The following is a 17,520-nucleotide window of genomic DNA, read 5'->3' as shown; positions in this document are numbered from 1 at the left end:
CGGGTGAGCCTAGCAGCGCGCGGGCAAAGAAAAAGGGCGGCCCCGACGGGACCGCCCCTTTGCATTGCTATTCGGTCAGACGATCAGATCTTGCCGGTCAGCTCCGGAACGGCGTTGAACAGATCGGCGACGAGGCCGAAGTCGGCGACCTGGAAGATCGGGGCGTCCTCGTCCTTGTTGATGGCGACGATCGTCTTCGAATCCTTCATGCCCGCGAGATGCTGGATCGCGCCCGAGATGCCGATCGCGAAATAGACTTCCGGCGCGACGATCTTGCCGGTCTGGCCGACCTGATAGTCGTTGGGGACATAGCCCGCATCGACCGCAGCGCGGCTGGCACCGAGCGCGGCGCCGAGCTTGTCGGCGAGCGGCACGATGACTTCCTGATATTTCTCGCTCGAACCCAGCGCGCGGCCGCCCGACACGATGATCTTCGCCGAGGTGAGCTCGGGGCGATCCTGCTTGGCGATTTCGGCGCCGACGAAGCTCGAGATGCCGGCGTCGCCGCCAGCCGAGACGGCCTCGACCGCACCCGAACCGCCAGTGCTGGCAGCCTTTTCGAAGGCGGTGCCGCGAACGGTCAGGACCAGCTTCGCGTCCGAGCTTTCAACGGTCGCGATCGCGTTGCCGGCGTAGATCGGACGGGTGAAGGTCTTCGGACCCTCGACCGACAGGATTTCCGAAATCTGCATCACGTCGAGCAGCGCGGCGACGCGCGGCGCGACATTCTTGCCGGTCGTGGTGGCGGGAACGACGAATGCGTCGTGCGACCCCATCAGCTCGGCGACGAGCGGCGCGATATTTTCGGGCAGGTTGTGACCGAAAGCGGCATTGTCGGCGACATGGACCTTGCCGACGCCGGCAATGCCGGCCGCAGCCTTGGCAACGCCGTCGACGCCGCTACCGGCAACGAGCAGATGGACTTCGCCGAGCTTCGAGGCGGCGGTCACCGCGGCGAGCGTGGCATCCTTGACGGCGCTGCCGTCATGTTCGACCCAAACGAGCGTTTTCATGAATGCACTCCCATCGCCTTCAGCTTGGCAACCAGTTCATCGACGTCGGCGACCTTGATACCGGCCGAGCGCGCGGCCGGTTCGCTGACCTTGACCGTCTTGACGCGCGGCGTGGTGTCGACGCCATAATCGGCGGGCGACTTGGTATCGAGCGGCTTCGATTTCGCCTTCATGATGTTCGGCAGCGAGGCATAGCGCGGCTCGTTCAGGCGAAGGTCGGTGGTGACGATCGCGGGAAGCTTCAGCTTCACCGTCTCGAGGCCGCCGTCGACTTCGCGGGTTACGCTGACATGATCGCCCTCGACGTTCACCGCGCTGGCGAAGGTGCCCTGCGCCCAGCCGGTGAGGGCTGCGAGCATCTGGCCGGTCTGGTTGTTGTCGCCGTCGATCGCCTGCTTGCCGAGGATCACCAGACCCGGGGCTTCGGCATCGGCGATCGCCTTGAAGATCTTGGCGAGCGCGAGCGGTTCGACGTCGTCATCGGTCTGGACGAGGATCGCACGGTCGGCGCCCATCGCGAGCGCGGTGCGCAGCGTTTCCTGCGCCTTCGCCGGGCCGACGGACACGGCGACGATCTCGGTCGCGACGCCCTTTTCCTTCAGGCGGATCGCCTCTTCGACCCCGATCTCGTCGAACGGGTTCATCGACATCTTCACATTGGCCAGGTCAACGCCCGTGCCGTCGGCCTTCACCCGCGGCTTGACGTTGTAATCGAGCACCCGCTTTACGGGGACGAGGATTTTCATGGCTTTAAAAGCTCCTCTCAACAAATTGTGCACTGCGTCATAGTTGCGGTTTACGTAAACGTCAACTAGCAGTCCCTCCCCTCCCTCGCGGGGAGGGGATGTGGATTATCACGCCGCCTTGGCAACCTCGGCGACGATTTTCTTTGCCGCGTCGCCCAGATCGTTGGCCGCCACGATCGGCAGCCCCGAATTGGCGAGGATGTCCTTGCCCTGCTGGACGTTCGTGCCTTCGAGGCGGACGACGAGCGGAACCGACAGGTTCACTTCCTTCGCCGCGGCAACGATGCCCTCGGCGATGATGTCGCACTTCATGATGCCGCCGAAGATGTTGACGAGGATGCCCTCGACCGCGGGGTCCTTGAGGATGATCTTGAATGCCGCGGTGACCTTTTCCTTCGAGGCGCCGCCGCCAACGTCGAGGAAGTTCGCCGGGAAGGCGCCGTTGAGCTTGATGATGTCCATCGTCGCCATCGCGAGGCCGGCGCCGTTGACCATGCAGCCGATGTTGCCGTCGAGCTTGATGTAGGCAAGGTCATATTCCGACGCCTCGACCTCGGCCGGGTCTTCCTCGGTCAGGTCGCGCAGTTCGGCGATATCCTTGTGGCGGAACATCGCATTGCCGTCGAAGCCGAGCTTGGCGTCGAGGACGAGCAGCTCGTCGCCGTTCGCGCCTTCGCAGACCGCGAGCGGATTGATCTCGATCTGCTCGGCGTCTGTCGCGAGGAAGGCGTTGTAGAGGCCGGCGAGAACCTTGGCGGCCTGCTTGGCGAGGTCGCCTTCGAGTTCGAGCGCAGCGGCGACGCTGCGGCCATGATGCGGCTGCAGGCCCGTCGCGGGGTCGATGGTGATGGTGTGGATCTTGTCGGGCGTGTTGTGCGCGACGGTTTCGATGTCCATCCCGCCTTCGGTCGAGGCGACCACCGCAATGCGGCTGGTGGCGCGGTCGACGAGGAGAGCGAGGTAATATTCCTTTTTGATGTCGGCGCCGTCGGTGATGTAGAGACGGTTGACCTGCTTGCCATGCTCGCCGGTCTGGATCGTCACCAGCGTGTTGCCGAGCATGTCCTTCGCGTGCGCTTCGACCTCTTCGAGCGTCTTGGCGAGGCGGACGCCGCCCTTCGCGTCGGGACCGAGTTCCTTGAACTTGCCCTTGCCGCGGCCGCCGGCATGAATCTGCGATTTCACGACATAGAGCGGCCCGGGGAGCTGCTTCGCCGCGGCGACGGCTTCCTCGACACTCATCGCGGCGATGCCCTTCGGGACAGCGACGCCAAATTTCGCGAGCAGTTCTTTCGCCTGATATTCGTGGATGTTCATGAGGTCTGCCGGGCCTTTCGACTCTGGAGCGGGAGAAGTTTGGCGCCGCATAAGCACAAGTTGCACGGCAAGGCTACCCCTGCCGCGCCCAGAAAAACTTGGGCTGTCGAAACTGCGAGCTAAGTCGTTAGCGCAGCGCGCAAAGCGCCGCCGAGCTGGTCGATACCGTCAATATTTCGGGATCTTTCAGCGCCCGGACCTTGTGCAGGAACTGGTCGAGCGACAGATCGGTGATCCGCTTGTCCTTGAGACTGCCGAGCGCCGACAGGCGGCGAAGCTGGACCAGCGACAGCCGGTCGACCATGCGCTCGGCCATGCACGCCGACATGCCTTCCGACAAACCTGCGTTGTGAAGGCCGTTGCGCAGCCGCGTCTCGGGCGTCGCGCAGCCCGCGAGCATCAGCGAACCCGCGATCAGGGGAATAACGAGAAGCCGCATCGTCTATCTTCCGTGAAATTCTGCAACGGCACCCGATACAGCCTGCATCAACGCCATGCGAGCGGGAATCGACGATGTCGTGCTGCCCATCATCACGACGATCGCATAGCGCGTTCCGTCAGGGGCGGTCGCGATGCCGATATCGTTATAGCCGGCGGTCATGCCGTTCAGGTCCTGTCCGGTGCCGGTCTTGTGGACGAAGGTCCAGCCCGGCGGCAGCCCCGCCTTCAGCCGCTTCGGCCCGCTCTTGGTCCGGCTCATCACGCCAAGCAGAAAGTCGGTCGATTCGGGCGACAGCAATGTACCGCGGGCCAGCCGCGTCAGCGCACTGGCGATCGCCGAAGGACTTGCGCCATCGACGGGGTCGGCGAGATATTTGTTCATCGCCGCCTGCCGCGTCGCCATAGGGAGCGCGGCGCGCGCCGTCTGGAAATTGCGGCCGGTCGCATAGCTCTGCTGCCAGGTCAGCCCCGCGGTGCCGGCCTGCAGCAGCCGTTCGCCGGGGCCGAAGCGGATTGATCCCAGATCCTTTTTCGACACGAAGGCGCGCACCGCATTGGGGCCGCCGACGGTACGGAGCAGGCTGTCATTCGCCAGATTGTCGCTCTGCGTGATCGCGGTCTCGATCAGGTCGCGCACGCTCATGCTGACCGAGCCCTCGGCCTGAACACGGCTTGCCAGCGGCTGGTGAAAGACGACCAGATCCTCGGGGCCGATGCGGACCTTCTGGTCGAGGCTGATGCGGCCGTTGTCGACCGCGTCGAGGATCGACATCGTCACCCACAGCTTCGACACACTTTGCTGCGGGAACAGATCGTTGCCGCGCTGGGCGATCGCCCATTCGCCGTCGATGCGCTGGACCGCAATTCCGGTCTTGCCCGGAAAAGCGCGCCACAGACCGGCGATCCGCTCGCTGAGACCCGGAGCGGGGCGGCGGAAGCCCGGATCGAGCGTGCCGCGCGGCGGCGGGGTGGCGGCGGATGTACGAACCGGCGGGCCGATGGGAACGGTGACCGGGTTTGTCCCGTGCATCGTCTGCGTCTGGCGCGGCGCCGGCACGATGGCCGCGCTGCTTACGCAGCCCGCAAGCAGGGCTGCGCCAATACTGATGCCGAGCAGCGACCTGCCCGAAAAACTGAACTTCATTTACACCCCGCGGTTGCGACCGTCTTTTATTCCCGGCCCCTACAGGCCCGGATCGGTCGTCCCGCAGGTCCACGGGTCGGACCAGCGATTTGCGATGAACGATTCAAATGTCGCGACAAGCGGGGGAACGGCCGCGTTCAGGGTGCCGGCTTGGCGCGAACAAGGTCGGGGAACAGCCGCTTCAGCGCCGCAAGTTTCGGCGCATCCCAATAGGCGATGTAGCTGTTCTTCGGATTGCGCTGCATGAAATTCTGATGCCCCGGCTCGGCGGGATAGAAGGCCTTGTAGGCCTCGACCGGTACGACGATCGGCTTGGCGAAATATTTGCCCTTGGCGATCTGCGCCAGATAGCTTGTCGCGACCTGCCGCTGCGTCGCGTCGAGCGGAACGATCGCGGCCCGATATTGCGGTCCGCTGTCGGGGCCCTGCCGGTTCTTGAGCGTCGGGTCGGCGATCACCGAGAATAGGACGCGCAGCAATGTGCCGTAGCTGACCTGCGTCGGGTCATAGACGATGCGGACCGCCTCGGCATGGCCCGAGGTGCCATCATGCGTCAGCTCATATTTGGCGGTCGCCTTGCTGCCGCCATGATAGCCGGACTCGACCGAGATGACGCCCTTCACGTTCGAGAAGACGCCCTCGACGCCCCAGAAACAGCCGCCCGCCAGCACGGCGGTCGCCTTTTTCGCGTTGACCGCCGGATCATAGGCAGCGGCGGGGAGTTTGATGACGCTTTCGGCCTGCGCCGGCGCGGTGCATTGCGCGACGACGACCGCCGCCAGGATCACGCCGAGCGAACGGCGCACCACCATCAGAGCGGCATTGCCATCGCGGGCTGCTGCATGACGACGATTACGGCGCCAATCGCGAAGCCGGCGAGCATGGTCGGAAACCAGTCGGAGCGAAGCATGGACAGCATATAGATCTCTTCTCATATCATGTCGATTCGCGGGCGAAGCCGCTTTGGTTACACCGACGATATGGAGCGCCCCGACCAGACGTGCAGTGATGGCAGTCACCCTTACGGAAGACTGCTTACTATCCGGTGAACCGGTTGGTTGTGCGGCGTTCAGGAAGCGGGCCGGCGCCGTCCAAAAGACGTCAGCTAAGCGCCGCACACGCCTGCTGGATACGCACGCACGCTTCCTTCAGCACCGCTTCCGACGTCGCGTAGGAGACGCGGAACGCCGGCGACAGGCCAAAGGCGCCGCCATGCACCGCAGCGACGCGCGCACTGTCGAGGAAATAGTCGATCAGCGCCTCGTCGGTGTCGATCAGCTTGCCGTCGGGGGTCTTCTTGCCCATGCAGCCCGAAGCATCGGGATAGACGTAGAAGGCGCCGTCGGGCACCGGACACGACAGCCCGGGCGCATCGTTCAGCATCGCGACCACCATGTCGCGGCGCTTCTTGAAGGCGGCGTTGCGGTCGTCGAGGAACTGCTGCGGCCCGCCAAGTGCCGCCGCCGCGGCAGCCTGCGCGATCGAGCAGGGGTTCGAGGTCGACTGCGACTGAAGCTTGCCCATCGCCTTGATCAGCCACGCCGGACCGCCGGCATAGCCGATGCGCCAGCCGGTCATCGCATAGGCTTTCGAACAGCCGTTCACGGTGAGGATGCGGTCGATCAGGTCGGGGCAGCGCTGTGCGATCGTCGAGAATTCGAAATCGGCGTACCAGACATGCTCGTACATGTCGTCGGTCATCACCATCACATGCGGATGGCGGCGGATCACGTCGCCGATCGCGTCGAGCTCTTCCGGCGAATAGGCGGCGCCCGACGGGTTCGACGGCGAGTTGAACATCACCCAGCGCGTCTTCTTCGTGATCGCCGCATCGAGCTGTGCGGGGGTGATCTTATAGTTCTGCGCCGCGGTGCCCTCAATGATCACCGGCGTGCCGCCGGCGAAGGCGACGATATCGGGATAGCTTACCCAGTATGGCGCGGGGATGATGACCTCGTCGCCAGCGTCGACCGTCGCGACGAGCGCGTTGAACAGCGTGTGCTTGCCGCCGACGTTCACGGTAATCTGGTCGAGGCCATATTCGATTCCGTTGTCGCGGCGGAACTTGCCACGGATCGCTTCCTTCAGCGCCACGGTGCCGTCGACGAGCGTATACTTCGTCTGACCGTTGCGGATCGCCTCGATCGCAGCTTCCTTGACGAAATCGGGGGTATCGAAATCGGGCTCGCCTGCGCTGAGCCCGATCACATCGACGCCTTCCGCTTTCAGCTTGGTCACGCGCGCGGTCATCGCGAGCGTCGCCGACGGCTGGATGCGGTTGAGGGCAGCGGAGGTATGCGGCTTCAGCGACATGAAAGGCGTCCCCTGTTCGATAAGGAAATTGCGCGCGCCGCGCATAGCCGCGACATGGCATTGCCGCAACCGCCGCCGGCCAAAAAACAGAATTACCGTGCCCGCGAATACGTAGGCGCGTGATTCAGCGTCGCGAAGGCACCGTCAGCGTCGCAATTCCGCGGCTGCCATCGCCTTGCTCCTCGTCCTTGCCAAAGCCGATCTCGGCATCGACGAGCTGTTCCTTCTGGCTGACCCGGCCGAAGTCGCGGATCAGCCGGACCGTCACCCGCCCCGTTCCATTGGGATTGATGCGGTCGGGCGAATAGCCGTGAATGCGCACCCTGTAGTCGCCACCGCGGGCGCGGCGAATGACATATTCTTCGGGTCCGTACCCGTCGGTCATGTCGTTCGAGATCGTTCCGCCCGCGGCGCTGAGGGCATTCGCATAATAGACCCGCTCGCCATTGGGTTCGATCACCCACAGGTCGATGTCGGCGTCATCGTTGGTCCATTCGATGACCAGCCTTACGTCGGTATCGAGCAGCGCCACGAATTCGGGATCGAGCTTCCAGGCTATGCCGGCCCTGTCGAGCGCCGGAACCAGCGCATTCGCTTCCATCAGGGCGATCGTGTCTATCCCCTCGAAGGCATTCGGGAAGGGTTCGAGCGCGACCTCGGTCAGGAGCGCGAAGGCACGCTCGAGATCGGCAGGACGACCACGCTTCGCCAGCGCGAGCGCAAGCAGGCGTTTAGGCTGCGGGCGTTCGGCGTTGAGCGCGGCAAGGCGCTCGAGGATCGCGATCGCGTCGTCGATCCGCCCGTCGCGTTCGAGCCGGAAAGCCACGATCTGGCGCGTTTCGTCGTCGGCCGTTGGCGCGTCGAGCGCCGTCAGCAGCAGGCGCGTGGCTGTCGGGCCGTCGCCCTTGACGCGATACCATTCGGCCACGTCGAGCCAGAAGCCCGCAAGGCTGCCATATTGCTTCGCCTGTTCGCGAAGCACCGTTTCGCGCGCGGCAGGAGCGGCCGCATCCAGCGCCTTGATATAGGGGCCGTCGGACAGAAGGTCGGAAATCTCGACCTTGCTGTCCGCCATCGCACTGCCCGAAAGCGCCGAAATCGCCAGCGGAACGTCCTGCGTCCGCTCCGCGCGGCGCTGTGCGGTCACGACGACTTCGCCCGCCTCGCCCTCGAGATACCCCGAACCGGCAGGCTCGGTTGCGGCGGTATAGTCGACCACACCCGGCAATTCGGACAGCGCATCTGCCGATGCAGGCGGCGGCGGTGCGGCCGGCGGCGGGGGCGGTGCGAATGCCGCCGCTGCATCGGCGCCTTCGTCATCCTGATCCTTCTTCGCGCGGCTGTCGGGATTGAAGCGCGTGGCCCACCATTGCTTTCGCGAGGCCCAGTTTTCGCGGACCATCGCAAGATGCCCGGCGCGTTGCTCCTGCGCCGCGTCATCCTTTTCCTTTTTGAGTTCGCGATACTCTTCGCGCCACGTATCGTCGAACCCACCCGCCGGCGGCGCGACATCGGCATCGACATATTGTCCGGGGCTTTCGAGGACGAGGAAAGCCAGCGAGGCGCTCGCCACCTGGAACTTGCGCGCCAGCTCGACCATCGCCTCGTGATCGGCGGGATCGTCGGCAAGCCGCGCGACCTCGCCGGCGGCCCAGAGGGCAGCCGCGCCGTCATGCCGTTCCCTGCCCGCACCTTCCACGTCGAAACGCTCGATCGTCACGCGCCCGCCGGCGTCGGCGATCCACAACGACAATCCTTCCTCGCCACGCATCGGGCCGACGATGTGCCAGCCGCCGCCCGTTGTTGCGAGGGCACGGAAAGGCACCCGCCGCCCGGACGCGCTGCGAACGCGGACGACCCCCGGTCCGGGATTCAGCAGGGCCGCCAGCACGGCGCTTTTGTTGTCGGCGCCCAGCTGCAGCAATCGCCCGCCGCTGTCCTGCGCCAGATTGCCAAGATAGGTGATGTCGGCGTCCGGCGCCGAGGCGATGATCGACAGGCGGCAATCGGGCGCGAACTCCGCGGCCGGATCGAGGGTCCGTGCCCCATCGGTAAAGAGCAGGCATTGCGCCGCGTCGGCAAGCCGAAGCGCGTCGAGTCCGGCCAGGCGGGTTGCCCCAAGATAGGATTGCCCGGCGAGCGCAGCGCGAAGATCGGCCGCGCTCGCCACGCTTGTGACGACCGGCGTATCCTCGGCAAAGCTCACGAGGTCGATCCCGCTCACCGGCCGCGCTTCCAGATAGGCGTCGAGCAACGCCATTTCCGCGTCCAGCGCATCGTCGCTGCGCGACCAGCTGCGGTCCCAATAGATACGCAGCCGACCCGGGGGCGCGGGCGTCTTGGCGACGGTATCGGCGGGCTCCGACCCGAGTTCGAAAAAGGCCTGCCCGTTCGCATGCTCGGCGACCACCAGCTTCCGCGGTAGCCGGACGTTCCTGATCGCCAGCGTACCGCCGGCCACCGCGACCGCAGGCACCGACGCCTCCGCTTTCCACGTGTTACCGACACTCTTCGCCGCGAGAGGCTGGCCCCAGGGAAGCGACAGTTGCGGCTGGCCGTCGATGGCGGTTCCCGCGTAGCGAACCGTGACGGGGCCGGTAACCGGAACATCGGGCCAAGGCAGGACAAAGCCTGCAAGCGCATCGATCGGCGCCGAGAAATGCACGCGGATCGTCCGCGACTTGCCCTGCGCGATCGGGAATACCCGCGTGCTGAAGCGGTTGCCGGAAACTTCGGCGAGGCCGGGGTCGATGCCCTTGCGCACTTCGGCCTCATAGACGCGCCGTGCCTTGGGCTGGTCGAGCAGCGTGCCGGCAACCATCACGCCCCCGATATCGAGCTCGTAACCGGTGACGACCGCCTGCTGCGGCAGCAGCAGCGACAGGCGCGCCTCGATCGGATCGTCGTTCTGCTGGCTGCGGTGCGACAATTCGGCCTCGACGCTGGTATCGACCATTCCGCCGCGCTGCCTGATCTCGACCGTCAGCCTGGTGATCGCGAGGTCGCCGGCCCCCGCCGGCTCTCCGTCATCGATCCCGTTCCAATAGCCCCTGAGCGTCGATCCCGCAGGGGTCTGCGCCGCCGCTGATGCGGGGCCGGCAAGGAGGGTGAAGGCGGCGAGGAAAAACGCAAGAAGGCGCATCGCAGGCCGTTTCACCATCCTATATCTCCTGAAGCCGCGCTGGAACGAGCCCGCGCAGCGAATTTCCGATGAAAAATCCGTCGTTCAGGTCGGCGACCCGCAAATGCGATTCGACGGCGCGCCCCTTCTCGATCAGCTCGGCGCGCAGCACGCCCGGAAGCAGTCCCAGCGAAAGCGGCGGAGTCAGCAACTGCCCGTCACGCTCGACGAAAATATTGCTCCAGCTTCCTTCGGTAACGAAGCCCGGTTCGTCGACGAAGACGACTTCGGGAACGCCCGCCGCCTTGCGCTCCTCGTCATAGACGGCGCGCAGGCTCGTCTTGTGCGCGAGGCGAAAATCATCGGCGGCCATCGGCGCAGGCCGTATCGCGACGGGCACCGGCAGTTCGGCAAGGCGCGGCAAGGGGGAGACCTCGACCGCGAGCGCGCCCGAGCGCGCAAGCCGCATCCGCACCCGCGCGGCATTGCGGAGGCGGAAGGTCGCCGATTGCAGGCTGTTGCGGGCGCCATGGCGGTCGAAGGCGAAGCCGAGCGCCGCAGCACTCGCCTTCATTCGCGCCAGATGCCCCTCGAGCCGCTGGACACCCTCGACGGGATCGAAAAACATCGTTTCAATCAGGTCGAAGCTTTCGCCCGCTGCGCCCACAAATTCCCCCTTGGCAAGGCATTCGCGCCATTCCTCAGCCGGTCGGCTGTCGGCGACGATTCCCGAACCCAGACCCAGCGTGGCGCAAGCCGCGCCTTGCCGCAAGTCGCTCTGCGACGGAAAGACGCCGGGAAAAACGAGCGTGCGGATCGCGACATTGAAGGCCGCGTCACCGCTCGCCTCGATGAAACCGATCGATCCGGTGTAAATTCCGCGCGGATCGGCCTCGAGCTCGTCGATGATTTCCATCGCGCGGACTTTCGGCGCGCCGGTAATCGAACCGCACGGGAAGGCTGCCCGCAGGATGTCGATCGCCGTCGCCCCCGCCGGCAACCGCGCCGACACGTCGGAGACGAGCTGGTGGATCGTCGGAAAGCTTTCGACCCGGAAGAGGTCGGGCACCGCAACGCTTCCCGGTTCGGCGACGCGCGACAGGTCGTTGCGGATCAGGTCGACGATCATCAGATTTTCGGCGCGCTGCTTCGGATCGGTGGCAAGGTCGCGCGCTGCGGCCGCGTCGGCTTCGGCATCGCGCTGCCGTTCGGCCGTCCCCTTCATCGGACGCGCCATCACCTGCCGCCCGCGCAGCGCGAAGAAAAGCTCGGGCGACAACGAGGCGACCGCCTGCTCGCCGGTCCAGATGAAGCCGCCATAGCCCGCGCGCGCCGTCCGTCGCAGCCGGGCGTAGACGGCAAGCGCATTGCCCGCGAACGGCACGTCGGCGCGGAAGGTGTAATTCGCCTGATAGATATCGCCCGCTTCGATCAGGCCGAGCACAGTTTCGATAGCGGCAAGGTAATCCCGGCGACCGACGCGCGGCGCGACCTCGCCCACCCAGCCGCTTGCAGGGTCGGGCAGCCGCGCCGGAATTGCATCGGCGTCGATGCGTTCGAGGCGCTCGAACAGCCCGAACCAAGCGAGAGGCGCATCCTCGCGGCCGGCATCAACCGCACCGCGCCAGGCCGGGGACAGTCCCTTCCCCGCTTCATAGGCAAGATAGCCCGCGGCGTGGAGGCCACGCCCCGACGCCTCTTCCAGCTTCGCGAGCAGCGCGGTCACCTCGCCGGGCGAATGTGCCGTGACGATCTCGACGGGATTAAGGAACAGCCGCGCCGGAACCGCGCCCTCGGCGCGTGCATCGTCGAGCAGCACGAACGGCGGACATCCGGGACCCGGAACCGGAATCGCCGCCGCGCCCGCCATGACTATCCCGGACTAATCGAGGACGATCAGCGGTCGCGCTTCAGGCGGATCGCGCGGCCGCCCTCGATGGTCGCGAAATAGCTGCCCATCGTCGCGGTCTTGATATGGATCTTCTGGCCGGGTTTCGGCTGCCGCGGCAGCTTGGTGGTGTCGATCTGGACCCACACCGCATCGTCTTCCATCACGAGCGTATATTTGCCCGACCGGTCCATGCTGACCGAACGGATGACCGTATCGATCTCGTTGATCTCGTCCTCGTCGCCGCCGAAGATTCCGCCGAGCTTGGGAAAGGAAAAGCCGAACAGGCCGCGCCGCGTCTTTTTCGCGGTTTCCTTGTCGGTGAAGACAATCTCCCGCGCCTGGTCGGCGTTCGCCAGTTCGCCGACCTCGCGGTCGAAGCAGGCGAGACGCGCCGACGGATCGGCGATGTCGCGGCACGCATAGAGTTCCTGGATCTGCGCGGGGCGTGCCGGCGGATCCTTGTCCTTGTCCCGGGCGGCCGCAGGCGTCGCAACGGCCAGGCTCAGGAAAAGGATCGGCGCGACGAAACGCGAAGCAGGCTGCAACATGGAAAACCCCCGGCGAGAAAGATGGCCCTGACTAGCCGCCGCGCCGACGCGCCGCAAGCGCGTGGCGCGGAACCAGTGACTAGCTGCCCAACTCGCAGATCAGGTTGCAGTCGGTTCCGGCAAGAACCGCCGCGATTTCCTGCGCCTGCTTGGCCAGCGCGGGCGGCAGGCGCGGAATGACCGCGACGACGCGGCCGCGCAGCGCTTTCCGCTCGGCCGGCGGGAAATTGGAAGCGGCAAAGCGCAGATCCTCAAGTACCGCCGACAGGATCTTCGCGCGATTGGCAACGCTCATCGTTTCCGCAGTCGCCGTCTCGACCGAGCTCGCAATCGTCTGCGCGCCGCCTTCGCGCATCTGTGCCAGCGCGCCGCCGATATTCGCGCGCTGGTCGGCCGTCAGCGTTCCGGCAAAGCTGTTCACCGCCCGAAAGCCCTTTTGCACGCACAGATTTGCCGCGACCGATCCCGCGGTCAGCTCCGCCTGCAATTGTGCCAGCCTGGCTTCGGACACGGCCGCGCGGTCGGGCGCTCCTGCCGCCGACCGATCGGCAAAGCCCACATAGGCGACGATCGAATTGCCGACGGCGACGCAGGCGCGGCTGACCATGCCGAGATCGAGCGGCATCGCGCGCAGGACATTCGCGTCATAGGCCGTCCGCACCAGCGCCGCGCCATCGTTGCTCAGGGTCGGCGGATTGCCTTTTGCCGTCGTCGCGTCGAGGCGCTTGATCAGCGTTTCCGCCGATGTGATCAGCCCCTCGGCATCGGCCGAAGGGTCGGCGGCGCTGGCGGGCGCAGCCCCGGCGAACGCGGCAACGGCGAGCAGGACGCCCAAAAAGCAGGACCGGAATGTCATTCTGTTTCCCCCAACCTGTGACCCCTGCCGATCCGTACGCAGCCCGCCGCGGCTTGGCCAGAGGCAATCGCGCCGCGCCGATTGCGCCTGCACCGCAGCTTGCTTAGAGTGATGTCAATAACGCGCACGAAGGGTCCCCCACCTCGATGAACAGCCTCCACGACTGGTCGCACGACTACCGCCATCCGACGCCGTGGGACCAGCCGTTCGAGCCGCTGTCGCTTCCGGACATGCTTGCCGCCAGCGTCGCAAGAAAGGGCGATGCGCCGATGCTCGATTTCATGGGTCGGCGCTTTTCCTATGCCGAAGTCGCAAGCGGCGTCGCACGGGTTGCCCGCGGGCTGCAGCTCCAGGGGGTCGGCAAGGGTAGCCGGGTCGGCCTCTTCCTTCCGAACGTCCCGCACTATGTCGCGGCCTATTATGGCGCGCTCGCTGTCGGCGCGACCGTCGTCAATTTCTCGCCGCTCTATACCGTCGCCGAACTCGAGGCGCAGGTCGAGGATTCGGGCACCGACACGCTGGTGACCATCAGCGCCGCCGCGCTGCTTCCGACCGCGCTCGCGGTGCTCGACGGGTCGAGCCTGAAGCGGCTGGTCGTGGGGTCAGTCGCGGGCGGTCTGCCGGCCGCGAAATCGGTCCTCTACCGCCTGTTCAAGAAGAGCGAGGTCGCGGCGCTTCCCGACGATCCGCGCGTGATCCGCTTCTCGGCGCTGGCCGACAATGACGGCAAGCCGGAGCCGGTTGCGGTCGATCCCGAAACCGACATCGCGCTGATCCAGTACACCGGCGGCACGACCGGCACGCCAAAGGGCGCGAAGCTCACGCACCAGAACCTCACCGCCAATGCGCGGCAGGTGAATGCCATCGACCCCGATCATGACGCCGGCGACCGCATCCTCGGCGTCCTTCCCTTCTTCCATGTGTTCGCGAACACCTGCGTGCTCAACCGCACCGTCCTCAACGGCGGGATGATCGCGATGCTGCCGCGTTTCGACGCGAAGGCCGCGCTGCAGACGATCACGCGGACGAAGGCGACCGCGCTGCCCGGGGTGCCGACGATGTATCAGGCGCTGCTCGATCATCCCGATATTGCGAAGACCGATTTCTCCTCGCTGCGCGTCTGCATCTCGGGCGGCGCGCCGATGCCCGCCGAGCTGCGCGAGAAATTCATCGCCGCAACCGGCGCGTCGCTCGTCGAAGGCTATGGCCTGACCGAAAGCTCGGGCGTCGTTGCCACCAATCCCTATGACGGTCCGGTCAAGCCCGGCACGATCGGCCAGCCGCTTCCGGCGACGCACATCCGCCTGCTCGACAAGGAAGACCCGACGAAAGACGCGCCCGCCGGCGAACCCGGAGAACTCGCGGTCAAGGGGCCGCAGATCATGCAGGGCTACTGGAACCGGGCGGACGCGGACAAGGACAGCTTCACCGCCGACGGCTGGCTGCGCACCGGCGACGTCGCGACGATCGAGGCGGATGGCTATATCCGCATCGTCGACCGGCTGAAGGACATGATCGCGGTGGGCGGTTTCAAGGTCTATCCGAGCGTGATCGAGGCGCATCTGCACGAGCATCCCGCGGTCAAGGAGGCGATCGTCCTCGGCGTACCCGACAGCTACCGCGGCGAGGTACCCAAGGCGTTCGTGACGCTGGAGGAAGGCTTTCAGGTCTCGGGTGAAGCGCTCGCCGCCTGGCTCAATCCGCAGCTCGGCAAGCATGAGCGCGTGAGCGCGGTCGAAGTGCGACTGAACCTGCCCAAGACGATGATCGGCAAGCTCGACCGGAAAGCCCTGCGTGCGGAGGCGGGGATCTGAGCTCCCGCACACCCCTCCCGTCACCCCCGCGAAGGCGGGGGTCCAGCTTCTTGATGGGATAGACCATGGCCAAAGGCGGATATGTCTACATCATGGCCAATCGCTACCGCGGCACAATCTATATCGGCGTCACCGCCTATCTCCCGCATCGAATCGTCCAGCATCGCGATGACAAAGGCGCAGAGTTCTGCCTGAAATATGGCCTGAAACGGCTCGTCTACATGGAGCGACACGAGGACATCCGCGACGCCATCGCCCGTGAGAAGGCGCTGAAGAAATGGAATCGCGATTGGAAATTCCGCCTGATCGAGGAGGGCAATCCCGATTGGCTCGATCTCTTCGAAACTCTCAACGGTTGAAAAAGCTGGACCCCCGCCTTCGCGGGGGTGACGACGGATGGCGAACAAATGTTGCAATGAGATATTGTAACCTTGGCCATGTTATGCCATATCAATCCTCGTAGTTGGACCAACGGAGTAGAGGGTGACCCGAGTCGCCGATCATAGTCATGCCTGGCCGCGCTTCGGTGCGCTGGTTCGGGCTGCGCGCGATTCGCGGCCGCTGACCTCGCTCACCGGTGACCAGCTTGCGATGGGCCTGTCGGGACTCTGCCTCGTCCACTGCCTCGCCAGCACGATCTTCTTCGCGTCGGTCGCCTCGGTCGGCGGGGCGCTGCTCAATCCCGCCTTTCACGAAGTCGGCCTCGTCATCGCGATCGGCTTCGCGCTCGTCACGCTCGTCTCGGGCGTGCTCAGCCACGGCTATATGATGCCCTTTGCCGTCGGCTGCTTCGGGCTCGGCATGATGGCCGGCGCACTGTCGCGCCCGCACGACGGCAGCGAGATTCTCGCGACGATGATCGGCGTCGCGGTCGTCGCGCTCGGTCACGACCTCAACCGCCGCGCGCGGAACTAGGTAGCGCCCGCAGCTTGCGGGTGCCCTCCAAACAACATACATTGTTCCCGACTGGGGCAAGCAGGCGCGGGTGCCGCGCATAAGGAAACGCCGATGGGCAAGCATGAACATCCGCATGTCGAGGCGACCGGCGCCTCGCTCGCCAGCGCCGCACAGGCCGCGCTCGAAAAAGGCGGCGAAGCGTGGACCGACATGCGCGCCGAGATTTTCGACGCGGTCGCCGCGATCGGCAAGCCCGCAAGCGCCTATGAAATCGCGGACATCGTGTCGCAGAAGCGCGGCAAGCGGGTCGCGCCGAACAGCGTCTATCGCATCCTCGACCTGTTCGTCGCGAACAACCTCGTGCGCCGCGTCGAGAGCGCGAACGCCTTTGTCGCGAACAGCCATCCGGGCTGCCTCCACGACTGTATCTTCCTGATCTGCGACAGCTGCGGCACCGCGGTGCATGTCGACAACGACAAGCTGTCCGACGGCGTGCGCGCCGCTGCCGAAGCCACCGGCTTTGCTGCCGAGCGCCCGGTGATCGAGGTGCGCGGCAAATGCACCGAGTGCCAGTAAGTTGAATCCGCACGAGCTGCCGGCAGCACGCTGGTGGCTCGCGGCGCTATTGTTCGGCATCGGTGTCCTGATCGTCGGCGCGGTCCTGGGCTACACATTTCCGCAGGCAAGCCATTCCGCCGATCCGGGCTATGGAGCCCCGGTGCTCGCATTCGAATTCGTGCGCGGACAGGACGATCTGCTCCGGGTCTTCGGCCCCGACACCGACCCGATGCAGGTCGCACGGCTCGCCGCGATGCGTACCGGCAACGAACGCGACTATCTCTATATGCTGCTCTATGCAGGCTTTCTGGCGAGCGGACTTGTGGCGCTCGGCCGCGAGCTGCGGTCGCGCCCCTTGCTCGCCGCGGCCGGGCTGCCGATCCTTGCCGCGCTGTGCGACGCCTACGAGAACTGGCTGCTCTTCGATATCCAGGCCGCCTTCACGGCGGGCGATTATTCGCCGGCGATGGCGAGCCTGCCTTACCCTGTGATCGCCAAATTCCTGCTGCTCGCCGTCACCAATGTCGCGATCGGCTTCGCGCTCGCGCAGCTCGGGCGCTGGTGGCTGCTCGCCGGGACGCTCGTGATCGTCGCTGCGGTCCCGACGGTGATGGCCGTCACCGCGCCGGAGAGTTTCGGCTGGACATTGATCGCGGCGGCGGGCGGCGGCTGGGTCGCGCTGCTTGCAACCGCAGCGATCGCCAGCTGGAGGGCGCTCGCGAAGAAGCGGCCGCTCGCCGATTCCGAAGCAGCGGCATCGCGGCCCCGCACCGCACCGGCCGGGGCCGCAACGCCGCGCAGGATGTTCGGCAAGCGCAAGAGCTAACCCCTTCCCACCCCGCCCGCCCGGGTCTAGGGAGT

Annotated in this window: 16 protein-coding genes; 5 read left to right on the top strand and 11 right to left on the bottom strand. The window is 65.7% G+C overall.

From position 1 onward, the window contains the following. Positions 1 to 83 precede the first annotated feature (83 nt). From L7H23_RS13660 to L7H23_RS13610, 11 genes are all read right to left on the bottom strand, one after another. On the bottom strand, positions 84 to 1,013 hold the full coding sequence (locus tag L7H23_RS13660) for an electron transfer flavoprotein subunit alpha/FixB family protein (protein WP_237836415.1): 930 nt from the start codon (positions 1,011 to 1,013) through the stop codon (positions 84 to 86). Further along, positions 1,010 to 1,759, bottom strand: coding sequence for an electron transfer flavoprotein subunit beta/FixA family protein (locus tag L7H23_RS13655; RefSeq protein ID WP_237836414.1), 750 nt, complete (start codon positions 1,757 to 1,759; stop codon positions 1,010 to 1,012). Before L7H23_RS13655 ends, L7H23_RS13660 begins: the two co-directional genes overlap by 4 nt. A 108-nt stretch (positions 1,760 to 1,867) precedes the next feature. Next, positions 1,868 to 3,076, bottom strand: a complete 1,209-nt coding sequence (gene sucC / locus L7H23_RS13650; RefSeq protein WP_237836413.1) for an ADP-forming succinate--CoA ligase subunit beta — start codon at positions 3,074 to 3,076, stop codon at positions 1,868 to 1,870. 127 nt (positions 3,077 to 3,203) lie between these two features. After that, positions 3,204 to 3,515: a hypothetical protein gene (locus tag L7H23_RS13645; RefSeq protein WP_237836412.1), complete on the bottom strand. Its 312-nt coding sequence runs from the start codon at positions 3,513 to 3,515 to the stop codon at positions 3,204 to 3,206. Positions 3,516 to 3,518: 3 nt separating this feature from the next. Continuing rightward, positions 3,519 to 4,661, bottom strand: coding sequence for a serine hydrolase (locus tag L7H23_RS13640; protein WP_237836411.1), 1,143 nt, complete (start codon positions 4,659 to 4,661; stop codon positions 3,519 to 3,521). A gap of 137 nt (positions 4,662 to 4,798) precedes the next feature. Continuing rightward, positions 4,799 to 5,473 (bottom strand): peptide-methionine (S)-S-oxide reductase MsrA, encoded by a 675-nt coding sequence (gene msrA / locus L7H23_RS13635; RefSeq protein WP_237836410.1) that lies wholly within the window; start codon positions 5,471 to 5,473, stop codon positions 4,799 to 4,801. A 289-nt stretch (positions 5,474 to 5,762) separates the two neighbouring features. Continuing rightward, positions 5,763 to 6,974: a pyridoxal phosphate-dependent aminotransferase gene (locus tag L7H23_RS13630; protein ID WP_237839256.1), complete on the bottom strand. Its 1,212-nt coding sequence runs from the start codon at positions 6,972 to 6,974 to the stop codon at positions 5,763 to 5,765. 124 nt (positions 6,975 to 7,098) lie between these two features. Beyond that, on the bottom strand, positions 7,099 to 10,134 hold the full coding sequence (locus tag L7H23_RS13625; RefSeq protein ID WP_237836409.1) for a VIT domain-containing protein: 3,036 nt from the start codon (positions 10,132 to 10,134) through the stop codon (positions 7,099 to 7,101). Position 10,135: 1 nt separating this feature from the next. Beyond that, positions 10,136 to 11,965 carry an aminodeoxychorismate synthase component I gene (gene pabB / locus L7H23_RS13620; RefSeq protein WP_237836408.1) on the bottom strand — a complete coding sequence of 610 codons (1,830 nt, stop codon included), beginning with the start codon at positions 11,963 to 11,965 and terminating at the stop codon, positions 10,136 to 10,138. Between the two features lie 26 nt (positions 11,966 to 11,991). Continuing rightward, positions 11,992 to 12,534 (bottom strand): hypothetical protein, encoded by a 543-nt coding sequence (locus tag L7H23_RS13615; protein ID WP_237836407.1) that lies wholly within the window; start codon positions 12,532 to 12,534, stop codon positions 11,992 to 11,994. Between the two features lie 79 nt (positions 12,535 to 12,613). Further along, the gene (locus L7H23_RS13610) at positions 12,614 to 13,390 is read right to left on the bottom strand and encodes a hypothetical protein (RefSeq protein WP_237836406.1); all 777 of its coding nucleotides are present in this window, start codon (positions 13,388 to 13,390) and stop codon (positions 12,614 to 12,616) included. A gap of 146 nt (positions 13,391 to 13,536) precedes the next feature. Here L7H23_RS13610 and L7H23_RS13605 point away from each other — a divergent pair, with 146 nt between their 5' ends. From L7H23_RS13605 to L7H23_RS13585, 5 genes are all read left to right on the top strand, one after another. Beyond that, on the top strand, positions 13,537 to 15,204 hold the full coding sequence (locus tag L7H23_RS13605; protein ID WP_237836405.1) for a long-chain fatty acid--CoA ligase: 1,668 nt from the start codon (positions 13,537 to 13,539) through the stop codon (positions 15,202 to 15,204). Between the two features lie 65 nt (positions 15,205 to 15,269). After that, positions 15,270 to 15,563, top strand: a complete 294-nt coding sequence (locus tag L7H23_RS13600; protein ID WP_237836404.1) for a GIY-YIG nuclease family protein — start codon at positions 15,270 to 15,272, stop codon at positions 15,561 to 15,563. 232 nt (positions 15,564 to 15,795) lie between these two features. Then, positions 15,796 to 16,119 carry a MerC domain-containing protein gene (locus L7H23_RS13595; RefSeq protein WP_237839255.1) on the top strand — a complete coding sequence of 108 codons (324 nt, stop codon included), beginning with the start codon at positions 15,796 to 15,798 and terminating at the stop codon, positions 16,117 to 16,119. A 93-nt stretch (positions 16,120 to 16,212) separates the two neighbouring features. Continuing rightward, the gene (locus L7H23_RS13590) at positions 16,213 to 16,677 is read left to right on the top strand and encodes a transcriptional repressor (RefSeq protein WP_237836403.1); all 465 of its coding nucleotides are present in this window, start codon (positions 16,213 to 16,215) and stop codon (positions 16,675 to 16,677) included. Between the two features lies 1 nt (position 16,678). Continuing rightward, positions 16,679 to 17,485: a hypothetical protein gene (locus L7H23_RS13585; protein WP_237836402.1), complete on the top strand. Its 807-nt coding sequence runs from the start codon at positions 16,679 to 16,681 to the stop codon at positions 17,483 to 17,485. Positions 17,486 to 17,520 lie beyond the last annotated feature (35 nt).

It is taken from the genome of Sphingopyxis sp. BSN-002 (genome assembly GCF_022024275.1).
Lineage (GTDB): Bacteria > Pseudomonadota > Alphaproteobacteria > Sphingomonadales > Sphingomonadaceae > Sphingopyxis.
Note: the sequence above shows the minus strand (reverse complement) of the source record. Positions and strands in the feature narration are given on the sequence as shown.

What these genes read in the sequence shown, in the direction of transcription:
- L7H23_RS13655 (WP_237836414.1), bottom strand. Translation starts at nt 1,759, where the DNA reads ATGAAAATCCTCGTCCCCGTAAAGCGGGTGCTCGATTACAACGTCAAG.
- L7H23_RS13605 (WP_237836405.1), top strand. Translation starts at nt 13,537, where the DNA reads ATGAACAGCCTCCACGACTGGTCGCACGACTACCGCCATCCGACGCCG.
- L7H23_RS13630 (WP_237839256.1), bottom strand. Translation starts at nt 6,974, where the DNA reads ATGTCGCTGAAGCCGCATACCTCCGCTGCCCTCAACCGCATCCAGCCG.
- L7H23_RS13615 (WP_237836407.1), bottom strand. Translation starts at nt 12,534, where the DNA reads ATGTTGCAGCCTGCTTCGCGTTTCGTCGCGCCGATCCTTTTCCTGAGC.
- L7H23_RS13595 (WP_237839255.1), top strand. Translation starts at nt 15,796, where the DNA reads ATGGGCCTGTCGGGACTCTGCCTCGTCCACTGCCTCGCCAGCACGATC.
- L7H23_RS13640 (WP_237836411.1), bottom strand. Translation starts at nt 4,661, where the DNA reads ATGAAGTTCAGTTTTTCGGGCAGGTCGCTGCTCGGCATCAGTATTGGC.
- L7H23_RS13590 (WP_237836403.1), top strand. Translation starts at nt 16,213, where the DNA reads ATGGGCAAGCATGAACATCCGCATGTCGAGGCGACCGGCGCCTCGCTC.
- msrA (WP_237836410.1), bottom strand. Translation starts at nt 5,473, where the DNA reads ATGGTGGTGCGCCGTTCGCTCGGCGTGATCCTGGCGGCGGTCGTCGTC.
- L7H23_RS13645 (WP_237836412.1), bottom strand. Translation starts at nt 3,515, where the DNA reads ATGCGGCTTCTCGTTATTCCCCTGATCGCGGGTTCGCTGATGCTCGCG.
- L7H23_RS13660 (WP_237836415.1), bottom strand. Translation starts at nt 1,013, where the DNA reads ATGAAAACGCTCGTTTGGGTCGAACATGACGGCAGCGCCGTCAAGGAT.
- L7H23_RS13625 (WP_237836409.1), bottom strand. Translation starts at nt 10,134, where the DNA reads ATGGTGAAACGGCCTGCGATGCGCCTTCTTGCGTTTTTCCTCGCCGCC.
- pabB (WP_237836408.1), bottom strand. Translation starts at nt 11,965, where the DNA reads ATGGCGGGCGCGGCGGCGATTCCGGTTCCGGGTCCCGGATGTCCGCCG.
- L7H23_RS13610 (WP_237836406.1), bottom strand. Translation starts at nt 13,390, where the DNA reads ATGACATTCCGGTCCTGCTTTTTGGGCGTCCTGCTCGCCGTTGCCGCG.
- sucC (WP_237836413.1), bottom strand. Translation starts at nt 3,076, where the DNA reads ATGAACATCCACGAATATCAGGCGAAAGAACTGCTCGCGAAATTTGGC.
- L7H23_RS13600 (WP_237836404.1), top strand. Translation starts at nt 15,270, where the DNA reads ATGGCCAAAGGCGGATATGTCTACATCATGGCCAATCGCTACCGCGGC.